At 69.5% G+C, this 13,301-nt stretch carries 13 protein-coding genes; 8 read left to right on the top strand and 5 right to left on the bottom strand.

Annotated features, from left to right (window positions below; translation table 11 throughout):
• The first annotated feature begins 18 nt into the window (after positions 1–18).
• The 6 genes from PUW82_RS09065 (at position 19) to lnt (ending at position 7,165) form a co-directional block, all read left to right on the top strand.
• Complete coding sequence (locus PUW82_RS09065; protein ID WP_274221979.1) at positions 19–1,020, top strand: helix-turn-helix transcriptional regulator; 1,002 nt, start codon at positions 19–21, stop codon at positions 1,018–1,020.
• A complete protein-coding gene (locus PUW82_RS09060) occupies positions 1,017–1,979 on the top strand; it encodes a helix-turn-helix transcriptional regulator (protein WP_274221978.1) in 963 nt (320 codons plus the stop codon). The genes PUW82_RS09065 and PUW82_RS09060 overlap by 4 nt, the downstream gene beginning before the upstream one ends.
• A 71-nt stretch (positions 1,980–2,050) precedes the next feature.
• A complete protein-coding gene (locus PUW82_RS09055) occupies positions 2,051–2,299 on the top strand; it encodes a twin-arginine translocase TatA/TatE family subunit (RefSeq protein WP_274221977.1) in 249 nt (82 codons plus the stop codon).
• Between the two features lie 66 nt (positions 2,300–2,365).
• Positions 2,366–3,145, top strand: a complete 780-nt coding sequence (gene tatC / locus PUW82_RS09050; RefSeq protein WP_274221976.1) for a twin-arginine translocase subunit TatC — start codon at positions 2,366–2,368, stop codon at positions 3,143–3,145.
• A complete protein-coding gene (locus PUW82_RS09045; RefSeq protein ID WP_274221975.1) occupies positions 3,142–5,616 on the top strand; it encodes a DEAD/DEAH box helicase in 2,475 nt (824 codons plus the stop codon). Before tatC ends, PUW82_RS09045 begins: the two co-directional genes overlap by 4 nt.
• Before the next feature lie 10 nt (positions 5,617–5,626).
• On the top strand, positions 5,627–7,165 hold the full coding sequence (gene lnt, locus PUW82_RS09040) for an apolipoprotein N-acyltransferase (RefSeq protein WP_274221974.1): 1,539 nt from the start codon (positions 5,627–5,629) through the stop codon (positions 7,163–7,165).
• Between the two features lie 54 nt (positions 7,166–7,219).
• On the opposite strand, the gene PUW82_RS09035 is transcribed toward lnt, so the two are convergent.
• The 4 genes from PUW82_RS09035 to PUW82_RS09020 form a co-directional block, all read right to left on the bottom strand.
• Positions 7,220–7,582: an RNA polymerase-binding protein RbpA gene (locus PUW82_RS09035; protein ID WP_274221973.1), complete on the bottom strand. Its 363-nt coding sequence runs from the start codon at positions 7,580–7,582 to the stop codon at positions 7,220–7,222.
• Positions 7,583–7,692: 110 nt separating this feature from the next.
• Positions 7,693–8,463, bottom strand: a complete 771-nt coding sequence (locus PUW82_RS09030) for a glycerophosphodiester phosphodiesterase family protein (RefSeq protein ID WP_274221972.1) — start codon at positions 8,461–8,463, stop codon at positions 7,693–7,695.
• Positions 8,460–9,386, bottom strand: coding sequence for an SPFH domain-containing protein (locus tag PUW82_RS09025; RefSeq protein WP_274221971.1), 927 nt, complete (start codon positions 9,384–9,386; stop codon positions 8,460–8,462). The genes PUW82_RS09030 and PUW82_RS09025 overlap by 4 nt, the downstream gene beginning before the upstream one ends.
• The gene (locus tag PUW82_RS09020) at positions 9,379–9,864 is read right to left on the bottom strand and encodes an NfeD family protein (protein ID WP_274221970.1); all 486 of its coding nucleotides are present in this window, start codon (positions 9,862–9,864) and stop codon (positions 9,379–9,381) included. Before PUW82_RS09020 ends, PUW82_RS09025 begins: the two co-directional genes overlap by 8 nt.
• A gap of 121 nt (positions 9,865–9,985) precedes the next feature.
• Between PUW82_RS09020 and PUW82_RS09015 the strand changes: the two genes are divergently transcribed.
• Together PUW82_RS09015 and PUW82_RS09010 are read left to right on the top strand one after the other, a co-directional pair.
• A complete protein-coding gene (locus PUW82_RS09015) occupies positions 9,986–10,750 on the top strand; it encodes an SDR family oxidoreductase (RefSeq protein WP_274221969.1) in 765 nt (254 codons plus the stop codon).
• Between the two features lie 2 nt (positions 10,751–10,752).
• Complete coding sequence (locus tag PUW82_RS09010; protein WP_274222937.1) at positions 10,753–12,735, top strand: alpha/beta hydrolase family protein; 1,983 nt, start codon at positions 10,753–10,755, stop codon at positions 12,733–12,735.
• 7 nt (positions 12,736–12,742) lie between these two features.
• Here PUW82_RS09010 and PUW82_RS09005 read toward each other — a convergent pair whose 3' ends face one another.
• Positions 12,743–13,294 carry an HdeD family acid-resistance protein gene (locus PUW82_RS09005; RefSeq protein WP_274221968.1) on the bottom strand — a complete coding sequence of 184 codons (552 nt, stop codon included), beginning with the start codon at positions 13,292–13,294 and terminating at the stop codon, positions 12,743–12,745.
• Positions 13,295–13,301 lie beyond the last annotated feature (7 nt).

Here is a 13,301-nt window from a genome sequence, read left to right as displayed (position 1 = left end):
GCACCTAGAATCGAAGGCGTGTCCAGCCCTTCACCGCGCGTGCCTCCGGAAGAGCGTCTGGTGAACCTCGTCGTGGCGCTCATGGCCACCGAACAAGGCCTCACGAAGGACACGATCCTCGGTTCCGTGTCGGGCTACCGCGAGCAGACTGACAGCGGTGTCCGCAAGGACGCGCTCGAGAAGATGTTCGAGCGCGACAAGGAGAACCTGCGCGGACTCGGCGTCCCGATCGAGACCATCGGCGACTACGCCGACCCCGACGACCTGCGCGAAGCCCGGTATCGGATCCCGCCCACCGAGTACGCACTGCCCGACGACATCGAGTTCACACCGGCTGAGCTGGCCGTTCTGACGCTCGCCGGCGGCGTATGGGAAGAGGGATCGCTTTCGGCCGGCGCCCGGTCCGGGCTGCGCAAGATCCGCTCACTCGGGATCGACGTCGACGAGCCGATCATCGGGTACGCGCCGCGCATCACCCTGCGCGAGCCGTCGTTCCTGCCCCTGCAACGGGCGATCGAGCAGGCTCGGGAAGTGACCTTCGACTACCTGCGCCCGGGGTCGGATCAGCCCCGTCGCCGTCAGGTGAGGCCGTACGCTCTGCTCGATTTCGAGGGGCGCTGGCACCTCTTCGCCTTCGACACGAATGTCGGCGCGGAGCGCACCTTCCTGCTGTCGCGCATCTGCTCGGACGTGGCGACTACCCGTCGCTCGTTCGAGCCCACCGCCCGCGCAGGCGCCGGAGAGCGAGCCCTGGCCGGTCTTCGCGACCTCGCGGCGCGACAGCGCGCCGTGGTCGAGGTCGCGGCCGGCACCGAGGCCGCCGTCCGCCTCGGACGTCGCGCCGCCGGCGGTGCCGACGTTCCCAGCGGGCTGAGCATCCCCTTCGTCGACTTGCAGGTCCTCGCCGACGAGCTCGCCTCGTACGGACCCGAGGTGCGTGTAGTCGCGCCTGCCGACCTGAGGGATGCCGTCATCGAGCGCCTGCGCGGCGCGCTCCGGCAGTCGGAGGTGCGTGCATGAGCTCTCAGCCGATCGTCGCCACCGACCGTGCGGCGCTCATCCTGCAGCTCGTGCCCTACCTCATCGCCGCGGGCGAGGTGACGGTCGAGCAGGCGGCGCACGACTTCGAGGTCTCTGCGGCGCAGATGCGCGAGATGGTGCGCAAGCTCACCGTCATCGGTCTGCCGGGCGAGGGCGGTTTCTGGCAGATGGCGAACGATCTGTTCGACATCGACTGGGATCTCCTCGAGCGCGAGGACCGGATCGTCATCACCAACTCCGTCGGCCTCGAACGCTCACCGCGATTGACGGCGCGTGAGGCGGCGGCGCTGCTCGCCGGCCTTCAGCTGGCGGCATCCCTGCCGGGTGTCGGCGACAGCGACGTCATGCAGGGGCTGCTCGCCAAGCTCGCCCGCGGCTCGGGTCAGACTCCCGCCGAGGTGATCATCGCGCCGGGGCCGGTCGACGAGGTGCGTGAGACGGTCGCCCGCGCGCTGCGCGAGCGGGTGGCGGTGTCGTTCACCTATCGTGCGCCCGACGCTCCGGGACCGACGACCCGCACCGTCGACCCGGTCAAGGTCTCGATCTCGGACGGGCAGTGGTATCTGCAGGGCTGGTGCCACATGCGGCGGGCGATGCGCACCTTCCACCTCGACCGGGTGTCCGATGCGGAAGCGACGCGGATCCCCGCCGTCCACGCGTCCGAGCCCGTGCCGGAGCTCTTCCAACCGGCTGACGACGAGGTCGTCGCCGAGATCCGGTTCCCTGTGGCGGCGACGGCCGCGGTCGGGGAGTACCTCGCGAACGCCGAGGTGCGCTCGGACGGGCCCTGGCGGATCGCGCGCATCCGGGTCGCCGACGCGCGCTCGCTCAAGCGGCTCGTCGCCCGCGCCGGAGGGGCGATAGAGATCATCGCCCCCGTGGATGCACGCCGCGCCGCGCACGACTGGGCGACGGCTGGGCTGGCTCAGTACGAATAAAGACGACGGCGCTCGGCTGCGTCCCCGGATGCCCGGGTTAGACTGACCGAAACGATCGACGAGGAGACGCTATGGGCAATCTTTTCGCAGGACCGCACCTGTGGATCCTACTCATCGTCATTCTGCTGCTGTTCGGCGCGGCCAAGCTGCCGGCGCTGGCGAAGAGCATGGGCCAGTCCGCCCGGATCTTCAAGGGTGAGATGAAGGCCATGAAGGACGACGACGCCGCAGCCGGGACGACCGCGGCCTCGACGGTCGACGCTGCGCCGAACGACAAGCCGGCGGAGTCGAAGAGCGGCCCCGCCGCGCCCACTCCGTAGCTCCGCGTGGTCACTGCTGAGCGCACGCGCTCAGGGGCGGACGGCGGCCCCCGGCGCGACAAGCGCATGTCACTGGGGCAGCACCTCGTCGAGCTGCGCCGCCGCCTCATCATCGCCGCCATCGCCCTGGTGGCGTCGATGGTCGCCTCGTTCTTCCTCACCGACTGGATCATCTGGGCGATGACCGAGCCGATCCGGCTCGTCGCCGAGCAGCGCGGCGACGGCGAGGCCGTGAAGCTGATGTACTCGACGATCACCGGACCGTTCGACATGCGCCTGCGCATCTCGTTCTCGGTCGGCATCATCCTGTCGGCGCCCATCTGGCTGTGGCAGATCTGGGCTTTCCTGATGCCCGGACTGACACGGAAAGAGGTGCGTTACACCGTCGGGTTCGTCTCCGCAGCCGTGCCGCTGTTCTTCGCCGGTGTGTTCACCGGGTGGCTCGTCATGCCCCACATCGTGGAGATCATGGCGACGTTCTCGCCCGAGTCGTCCGCGAACTTCTACGAGGGCAAGTACTACTACGACTTCGTGTTCAAGCTGCTCCTCGTCGTCGGCATCGCCTTCGTCATCCCGGTGTTCCTCGTGGCCCTGAACTTCGCGGGCATCATGAGCGGGATGGCGATCCTCAAAGGATGGCGGGTCGCGATCCTCGTCGCGGTCATCTTCTCGGGGCTGGCGACTCCGGCTGCCGACATCGTCAGCATGCTCATGCTCGCGGCGATCCTCACCGTCCTCTACTTCGCAGCGGCGGGACTGTCGTTGCTGCTCGACTTCCGCCGCTCACGGCGCGCCCCCAAGCTCACCGTTCCGGGTCCGATGCCGACGACGGATCCGCTTCCGTGAGCGGGTCCAGCCCGGCCGACCGGTATCTGGCCGCGCAATCGGCACGCGCGCATCCGCTCACCTCCGCGTTCGCGGACGCGCAGCGCTTCTCGCTCGACCCGTTCCAGATCGCCGGGTGCCAGGCGCTCGAGGACGGACGCAGCGTCCTGGTGGCCGCGCCCACGGGGGCGGGCAAGACGATCGTCGGCGAGTTCGCGATGCACCTGGCCATGCGCGAGCCCGACGCCAAGGCGTTCTACACGACCCCGATGAAGGCGCTGTCGAACCAGAAGTTCCGAGAACTCGTCGAGGTCTACGGGCCCGACGAGGTTGGGCTGCTCACCGGTGACACGAACATCAACGGCAACGCCCGCATCGTCGTGATGACGACAGAGGTGCTGCGGAACATGCTCTACGCGGACTCCCCGGCGCTGCGCGGCCTGCAATACGTCGTCATGGACGAGGTGCACTACCTCGCCGATCGCTTCCGCGGTGCGGTGTGGGAAGAGGTCATCATCCACCTGCATCACTCGGTGCGGATGGTGGCGCTGTCGGCCACGGTGTCGAACGCCGAGGAGTTCGGCGACTGGCTCGACACGGTACGCGGTGACACCGCGGTCGTCGTGTCCGAGATCCGTCCGGTTCCCCTCGAGCAGCATGTCCTCGTGCGCGGCGACCTCCTGCCGCTGTTCGATGATCGCGCCGGGGTCGCCACGGCGCGGGTGAACCAGGAGCTGATGCGTCTTCGGTCGCCGCACGGGCCGCGCTCCGACCGCGACCACCGCTCGCAGGGCCACCGTTCCGGGGGCGAACGCGAAGCGCACCGCAGTCGGCGGCGTGATCGCAACGGGCCGCGCCCGGGCGGGATGCCGCGGATGGAGCGGCTCGACCGGCCGGATGTCGTCGGCCTGCTCTCGCGCGCCAACCTGTTGCCCGCGATCTTCTTCATCTTCAGCCGGGCCGGCTGCGACGGCGCCGTTCAGCAGCTGCGCCGCTCGGGGATCCGTCTCACGACGCCCGAGGAGCGGGACGAGATCCGCGCGGTGGTCGAGCGCCGCACGCGGTCGCTGGCGGAGGAGGACCTCGCGGTCCTCGGCTTCTGGGAGTGGCGCGAGAACCTCGAACGCGGCGTCGCCGCCCACCACGCCGGGCTATTGCCCGCCTTCAAAGAGGTGGTCGAGGAGCTGTTCCAGCGCAAGCTCGTGAAGGTGGTCTTCGCCACCGAGACGCTCGCGCTGGGCATCAACATGCCGGCGCGGACCGTCGTGCTCGAGAAGCTCGAGAAGTTCAACGGCGAGGCCCGCGTGGCCATCACCTCGGGCGAGTACACCCAGCTGACCGGCCGCGCCGGACGTCGAGGCATCGACGTCGAGGGGCACGCGGTCATCCAGTGGACCGAGGCCCTCGACCCGCAGGCGGTGGCGGCGCTCGCCTCGCGTCGCACCTACCCCCTGAACTCGAGCTTCCGCCCCACGTACAACATGGCCGTGAATCTCATCGACCGTTTCGGACGTGAGCGGGCTCGCGAGGTGCTGGAATCGTCGTTCGCGCAGTTCCAAGCCGATCGGTCCGTCGTGGGCCTTGCACGGCAGGTGCGCGACAAGGAGCAGACCCTCGAGGGGTACGCCCGCTCGATGACCTGCGACCGCGGCGACTTCGCCGAGTACTCCGGCATCCGTCGCGAGCTCAGCGACCTCGAGAAGATCAACCGCAACGACCGCACCGTCCCCGCGCGGGTGCGTCAGCGGCGGCAGGATGAGATGGCGCAGCTTCGGCGCCGGATGCAGCGGCATCCCTGTCACGGCTGCCCCGATCGTGAGCACCACGCCCGCTGGGCCGAGCGGTACTGGCGCCTGCGACGTGATGTCGACAAACTGCGGCAGCAGATCGACACCCGCACCGGAACTGTCGCGCGGGTGTTCGACCGTGTCGTCGACGTCCTCGCCGCGCTCGAGTACGTCCGGATCGACGACGACGGCACGACCGCGATCACACCGGCGGGTGCAACGATGCGGCGGATCTACGGCGAACGCGATCTGCTCGTGGCCGAAGCCCTGCGACGTGGCTTGTGGACCGACCTCGACCCGGCGGGCATGGCCGCGCTCGCGTGCTCGCTGGTTTACGAACCGCGTCGCGAGGGGGACGGGCCGGGGGAGTACGGGCTGCCCCGCGGCGCCTTCCGCACCGCCTTGTCGGCGACGCAGGAGCTCTGGGCTGTGCTGGACGACCTCGAACGGGATCACCAGCTGCCGGGTTCCGAGCCGGTCGCGACGGGGCTCGCGGGCGCGATGCACTCGTGGGCGCGCGGTGCGATGCTCGACCGGGTGCTCGTCGAGGCCGACATGGCGGCTGGAGACTTCGTCCGTTGGGCGAAGCAGACGATCGACCTCCTCGACCAGTTGTCGCTGGTGGCGGACGGGCCCGTCGCGCGCACCGCCCGTGCCGCGCTCGAGGCCGTGCGACGCGGCATCGTCTCGTATTCCGGCGTTTAGGCTCGAGAGCGTGCCCGATTCGTCCGCGCCCCCTGCGCGGCCCCTGATCCCGCTGTGGCTGGCGCTCGTCGCCGCGCTGGTGGGCGGGGCCGTGCTCGACGCGGCGTTCCCCGACATCGGCTGGTGGCCGCTCGCATTCGTGGGCGTCGCGTTCTCGCTCGTCGGGCTCGTCGGGCGCTCGCTCGGTGGCGCGGTCGCCGTCGGAGCGGTGTTCGGCGCCTCGTTCTACTTCATCCACATCTCCTGGATCACGCGATACCTGGGGGCCCTGCCCTGGTTCGGTCTCGCCGGCATCGAGACCTTGTTCGTCGCCCTCGGCTCTCTTCCGATCGCCCTCGCCTACCGGTGGCTGCCGCGCGTCGCGCCGGGATGGTGGGGGCGGTTCGTCGCCCTCCCTGCTCTCGTCGCGGGGCTGTGGACCGCGCGCGAGCTGTTCATGGGCTCCTGGCCGTACACCGGCTTTCCCTGGGGGCGGATCGGGATGAGCCAGTCCGAGAGTCCGCTCGCGCACATCGCGTCATGGACCGGGGTCTCGGGTCTGACGTTCCTCATGGTGTTCGTTGCGGCCGCCGGCATCGAGTGGGCGCGTGTCGGGCGGTGGCGCGAGCTCCGCGCAGCACTCCCCGCGCTCGTCGTCGTCCTCGTGCTGGTCCTGACACCGGCGTTCCCGACCACGGGTGCGGACACGTATCGCATCGGCTCGGTGCAGGGCGACGGTCCGGCGGGCTACTTCGATGAGCGCGAACCTTACGGGGTGTTCCGCGCGCAGCTCGACGCGACCCAAGCGATCATCGACGAGCCCATGGACCTGCTGGTGTGGCCCGAGGGTGGCATCGATGCCGACCCGCTGGCCAACGCATCCGTCGCCCGAGCGCTCGATCGCCTCTCGGAGCGCGTCGATGCGCCGTTGCTGGTCAACGCGGCGACCACTCGCGGCGACGACAGCTTCAACACCTCCATGCTGTGGCGCGCCGGGGCCGAGAATCCGGTGGCGATCCACGACAAGTCCCGGCCCGTGCCGATGGGGGAGTACGTGCCCGATCGCTGGTTCTTCGAGCTGATCGTGCCCGACCTGATCGGGTTGATCCAGCGCGAGTACACACCGGGAACCAATCCGCCGTTCATCGACGTCGACGGGGTGGGGGTCGGTCTGGCCATCTGCTTCGACGTGCTCTACGACGATGTGATCTGGGCGGGGGCGCGCGACGGCGCGCAGGTCTACGTGTTCCAGACGAACAACGCCGACTTCCGCGACACCGATGAGAATCTGCAGCAGCTCGCCTTCGCGCGGATGCGCGCGATCGAGACGGGACGCTCCGTCGTCAACATCTCGACGGTCGGAACCAGCCAGGTGATCGCGCCCGACGGGCGCGAGCTCGACGGACTGGCCGCCGCCGAGGCGGGCGCGATGCTCACCGAGGTGCCGCTGCGGACCGGGCTGACGCCGGCGGTCGTACTGGGCGGCGCGGTGCAGGTCGTGCTGGGGTGGGGCAGCCTTGCGGCGCTCATCGTGGTCGGCGTGATCGCCCGGCTCACGCGGCGCCGGTGAAACGACAGCGCCGGCCCCCGAGGGGACCGGCGCTGTCTTCGCGAAACGTCAGGCTCAGGCGCTGAGGCGCGAACCGCGGCGCTCGCGGAGCATGGCGAGACGCTCCTCGAGCAGCTCTTCGAGCTCGGGAATCGTCCGACGCTCGAGCAGCATGTCCCAGTGCGTACGGGCGGCCTTGTCGCCCGAGTGGTCGACCTCGACGACGTTCTCGCCCACGCGCAGCAGAGCCTCCGCGCCGCATGCGCGGCACTCCCAGGTCTCGGGTGCTTCGGCGTCGGCCGCGAAGGTCATGACGGTCTCGTGCGCACAGCGCGAGCACACGTACGTGTGGTTGATCCGGTCGTGGAAGACGACGCCCTCTTCGCTCTGTAGGCTCGAGGCGCCGAGTCGGATGCCGCGCAAACTGCGGTCTGCCATTGTGTGGTCCTCTCGTCGGCTATCAGTTGTAACGTGCGCGGCTGTGTGCATCATCCGAATGAGTGAATGTCGGCGGGGTTTCACAGCCGATGTTCAGCGTCTCGGGGTAATCAGCGCGAATCGTTGATGACGGCCAGCGCGCGATCGATACGATCCGTCACCAGCCCGTCGACCCCGGCAGCCAGCAACCGGCGCATGTCGTCCGCGTCGTTCACGGTCCAGACGTGCACCTCGACGCCGGCGCGATGCGCCGCGTGGATGAGGCGGGGGGAGACGACCCGGACCGGCCCCCGTCGCTCGGGTACCTGGATCGCGTCGATGCCGCGTAATACGCGGCGTATCAACCATGGCATACCGATGCTCGCTGCGACGACGAAGGCCGCGACGCGCACGGTGCCGGCTGAGGTCGCCGGCAGGCTGCCGAGCTGCGAGGCCGAACGCATCGCGGCGATACGGCGCCGCTCGGAGAAGCTCGTGAGCAGCACTCGATCGGCGTGCGGCGCGATGACGCGACCGACGGTCTCGGCCGCGCCCTCGGCCTTGACGTCGAGGTTGAAGCGCAGGGTCGGGAATGCCTCGAGCGCCTGGCTCAGCGTGATGAGCCCGCCACGATCGGCCATCAACGCCTCGAGCTCGCGATCGCCGACCTCTGCGACGCTTCGCCGGTCATCGGCCACACGCGCGAGGTCGGCGTCGTGGAACAGGATGACCGTGCCGTCGGCGCTGACGTGACAGTCGGACTCGACGTATGCCACACCGGCCGCGTGGGCCGCCGCGAATGCCGCGAACGAGTTCTCGACGATGCCCTCCGCGTCGGGCGGCACGAACCCGCGGTGCGCGAGCACGCGGGGGCGGGCAGGTGAGAAGAAGGGGTGCGTCACGGCGTCGGGGGAGCGGGACGGTCGTCGCGACGACCGGCGAAGCCGGCGCTCATCCCTTTCAACGCCTCGGTGAATTCGCTCGGGATGATCCACAGCTTGCTCGACGCGCTGTCGCTGATCTTGGGGAGGGTCTGCAGGTATTGGTATGCGAGCAGCTTGTCGTCGGGGTTGCCGTCGTGGATGGCCTGGAACACCGATTGGATCGCAGCGGACTCTCCTTCGGCCCGCAGGATCTGCGCCTGCTTGTCGCCTTCGGCCTTCAGGATCTCGGCCTGTCGGCGCCCTTCGGCCTCGAGGATCTGCGACTGCTTCGAGCCCTCGGCGGTGAGGATGGCGGCACGTCGATCACGCTCTGCCCGCATCTGCTTCTCCATCGAGTCCTGGATGGAGGTGGGCGGGTCGATCGCCTTGAGCTCCACGCGTGATACGCGGATGCCCCACTTACCGGTCGCCTCGTCGAGCACGACGCGCAGCTGGCCGTTGATGTTGTCGCGGCTGGTGAGGGCTTCTTCGAGGTTGAGCCCGCCGACGACGTTGCGCAGCGTCGTGGTCGTCAGCTGCTCGACGGCACCGAGATAGTTGTTGATCTCGTACGTCGCGGCACGCGCATCTGTCACCTGGAAGTAGACGACCGTATCGATCGAGACGACCAGGTTGTCCTCGGTGATGACGGGCTGCGGCGGGAACGACACCACCTGCTCGCGCATGTCGACCAGGGGGAGGACGCGGTCGATGAAGGGCACCAACAGGTTCAGACCCGGCGACAACGTGCGCTGGTAACGTCCGAGCCGCTCGACCACGCCGGCGTACGCCTGAGGGATGATGCGGATGGCGCGGAACAGCACGACGATCACGAAGATCGCGAGCACGACGAGCAGGACGATCACGAAGATCTGTCCGACGAAAGCGCCGACGTCAACCATGGGTGTTCTCCTTCGGATCGGGGACGGGAGCGCCCACCTCGACGGTCGCTCCGCGGACGGCGCGCACGACGAGGCGCGCACCGACCTCGGCGGAGGGTTGGCCGTCCGCCAGGCGAGCAGTCCAGGTCTCGCCGTTGTCGAGCTTCACCGAACCGGCCCCGTCGACGAACGGCACGAGGACGCGGGCGCCGATACCTGCGAGGGCGTCGACGTTGGTGGGGATGTGCGCGCTGTTGCGATGGAGCACCCGTAACAGCAGCGGCCGGATCGTGAACAGGAGCAGGGCGGAGACGGCCGCGGCCGCGCCGACTTGCAGCCACCAGGGCGCCGACAGGAGGTTCGCTCCGAGCCCGCCGATGAGCGTGCCGCCGGCGAGCATCAGGAAGGTGAACTCGAGCGTCAGCAGCTCGACGATCACGAAGATCAGGGCCAGCACGAGCCACGCTATCCAGAGGTACTGCGTGAGATCGGGCAACATCGGCGCTCCTTCGTCCCTGCCTCGAATCTACCAGTCGGGGGTGCGCGGAAGGCGGTTGATAGGCTCGTGCGGTGCCGGCGATCCGCCGTGCCCGAGCCCACTTCGTTGCAGGAGCGCCCTCATGACTCAGCCCCTTCCCGCCGGAACTCTCAGCGGTCGCACGGCACTGGTGACGGGATCGTCCCGCGGCATCGGCGCGGACACGGCGCGCTATCTGGCGCAGGCAGGCGCGAACGTGGTCATCAACTTCCGCAACAAGGCCCCGCGCGCCGAGAAGCTCGCCGCAGAGCTGCGCGAACTCGGCGTCGAGGTGCTCGTTGTCGGGGCCGACCTCACCGACCGCGCGTCTGTCGACGAGATGTTCGCCGCCGTCCGCGAGACCTTCGGCCACCTCGACCTGCTCGTGCTCAACGCGTCCGGCGGGATGGAGGGTGGGATGGCGGAGGATTACGCCCTCGCGCTCAACCGCGACGCGCAGGTCGGCACCCTCGAGTCGGCGCTGCCGCTGCTCGAAGACGGTTCGCGCGTCGTATTCGTGACCAGTCACCAGGCGCACTTCATCCGGACCACCCCGACCATGCCCGAGTACGAGGCGGTCGCCCTGTCGAAGCGCGCCGGTGAGGACGCGCTGCGCGAGCGCGTCGGTGAGCTCTCCGAGCGCGGCATCGGATTCGTCGTCGTGTCGGGCGACATGATCGAGGGCACCATCACTGCAACGCTCCTGGAGCGCGCGAACCCCGGTGCGATCGCGACCCGTCGGGAGTCTGCCGGCAAGCTCTACAACGTCTCGGAGTTCGCCGCGGAGATCGCGCTGGCGGCGGTCGAGCCGATCCCCGCCGATCACACGCGGCTCGTCGGCGACATCTCGTCCTTCGGCGGCGAGTGACCGTGCGCGCCGAGGACATCGAAGCCCTCATCGCGGTCGGGCGGCCCACGGTCGCCCCCGATGGATCGTTCGCCGTGTTCGCGACGTCGCGGCCCGATATCGCCGCCAACCGCAATGTCGGCCAGCTCTGGCGCATCGAGCTGCCCGGCGGGAACGTCGAGCGACTGACGCGGGGGACCGCGGACACGACGCCGCGGCTGTCGCCCGACGGCACCGTCGTCGCGTTCCTGCGCGCGGACGACCGCGGCAAGGCGCAGGTTCACCTGGTCACGGCGACGGGTTCCGAGGTCCTCCGCGTCACCGATGCGCCACTGGGTGTCTCGTCGTTCGCCTGGGACCCGTCCGGGCGCCGGATCGCCTTCACCGCTCGCGTGCCCGAGGCTGGTCGCTACGGGACCGTCGACGGGCTGACGCCCGAGGCCGAGTCACCCCGCCGCATCACCGGCATCCGCTGGCACGCCAACGGCATCGGCTACATCCTCGATCGCCCCGCGCACGTTTTCGTCGTGGACGTGCCCGACCTCGGGGCCGAGCCGGTCTACGAGGCGGCGCCCGCTCTCGGCGCCGACGGCGCGTCGACGGCGAGCGGGGCGAAGAACCGCGCCATCCAGCTGACGGACGGTCCGCACTCGCACGACGGCGTGGTCTTCACCCGTGACGGCGACGAGATCCTCACGGTGGTCGATGCCATCGAGGCGGAACGGCGCGACCTGCGGACTCCGCTGATCGCTGTCCGCGTGAACGGGTCGGGCTCGCGCGAGGTGCTTCCGGCGGTTCTCTCGATCAGCGACGTCTCGGTCGCGGACGACGGCTCGATCGCCCTGCTGGCTTCGGACCCCGGTCCGACGGGCGTCGACTTCGTCGCTCCGGGCGTCGGACTGTTCCTCGTCGAGGACGGCGAGCCCCGCCGCCTCACCGACGACGAGAGCATCGACCTCGGCGAGGTCGGTTCGCACATCACCCCGGTCGGCGACGATTTCCTCGTCCAGAACCGCACGCGCGGGGAGCTCGAGCTGCTCCGCGTCACCCGCACCGGGACGGTGACGCGCCTCCGCGGCGGTCTCGAAGTGAACGGGCACGGGGCAGACCGCGCGGGGGAGCGCATCGTCTGCGCCGTCGCCACCAACCGCTCCGCGGGCGAGATCCTGCTGCTCGACGCCGATGGCGTCGACGCGCGGCTCGTCACGACGTTCGGCGACGCGGCTGCTGCCCGCGGCTTCGTCGTACCGCGGGCCATCGAGGTTCCCGGTCCCGAGGGTTACCCGGTGCACGGATGGGTCGCCACGCCCGCCGGTGACGGACCGTTCCCGGTGCTGCTGCAGATCCACGGCGGCCCCTATGCGTCCTACGGCGTGCATCTGTTCGACGAGACGCAGGTGCTCGTCGACGCCGGCTATGCCGTGGTGTTCTGCAACCCGCGGGGGAGTGCCGGCTACGGGCGCGCTCACGGGCGCAGCATCCGCGGCCGCATGGGCACCGACGATCTCGTCGACGTCCTCGCCTTCCTGGACGGCGCAATCGCAGCCGACACCCGCCTCGACGGAGATCGTGTCGGCGTCATGGGCGGATCGTACGGCGGCTACCTCACCGCGTGGACGATCGCCCACGATGACCGCTTCGCCGGTGCCATCGTGGAGCGGGGATTCCTCGACCCGGCCACGTTCCAGGGCACGAGCGACATCGGCTCGTTCTTCGGCGATGAGTACGTCGGCACGGACCCGGACGCGATCGAGCGTCAGAGTCCGATGGCGGTCGTCGACCGGGTGACCACGCCGACGCTCGTCATCCACTCGGAGCTCGACTTCCGGTGCCCGCTCGAGCAGGCGACGCGGTACTACACCGCGCTCCGCCGCAACGGCACCGTGGCGGAGCTGCTGGTGTTCCCGGGGGAGGACCACGAGCTCACCCGAGCCGGCCGCCCCCGGCACCGCGTCGAGCGGTTCGAGGCGATTCTCGAGTGGTGGTCGCGCTACCTGCCCGTCTGATCCCGGCCTAGGGGCGGAACGAGAGCCCGCGGACGATGTTCACGATGCCGAGGGCGAAGGCCGAGATGCCCAGGAGCCACCACAGGACGAAGGCTCCCCAGAGCGGCGAGAAGAGCAGCATCACGCCGGCGATGATCGACAGGACGGCGAAGGCGATCGTCCACCCGCGCGAGCTCGACTGGCCGACCACCGAGAGCGAGACCGCGCCCTCGATGATCCAGAGGATGCCGACGAGGACACCGAGGAAGATGGCGAACGAGGCCGTGAATGCGGCGAGGTTGGCGAAAGCGACCACGCCGACGATCACGAACAGGGCGCCGAGCGCGATGTGCCCCAGGCGCGACCAGCCGCCCTTGGTGCGCGAGAAGATCCCGAGCGCCAGATACACGATGCCGGCGACGATAGTGTAGGCGGCGATGATCCCGGTCGCGACCTGAGCGGTGCGCCCGGGCCAGATCAGGATGAGGATGCCGAGGATGATCGAGAGGATGCCGCCCACGATGAACGCCGTGCGCAGCGACTTCACGAATGTCCGGGCAGTGCCGTCGATGTGGGACATGGTCAGG

The organism is Microbacterium thalli (genome assembly GCF_028737325.1).
In the GTDB taxonomy this organism is placed as follows: Bacteria; Actinomycetota; Actinomycetes; order Actinomycetales; family Microbacteriaceae; genus Microbacterium; species Microbacterium thalli.
The sequence above is the reverse complement of the archived record's forward strand: the minus strand, read 5'-3'. Positions and strand labels throughout refer to the sequence as shown.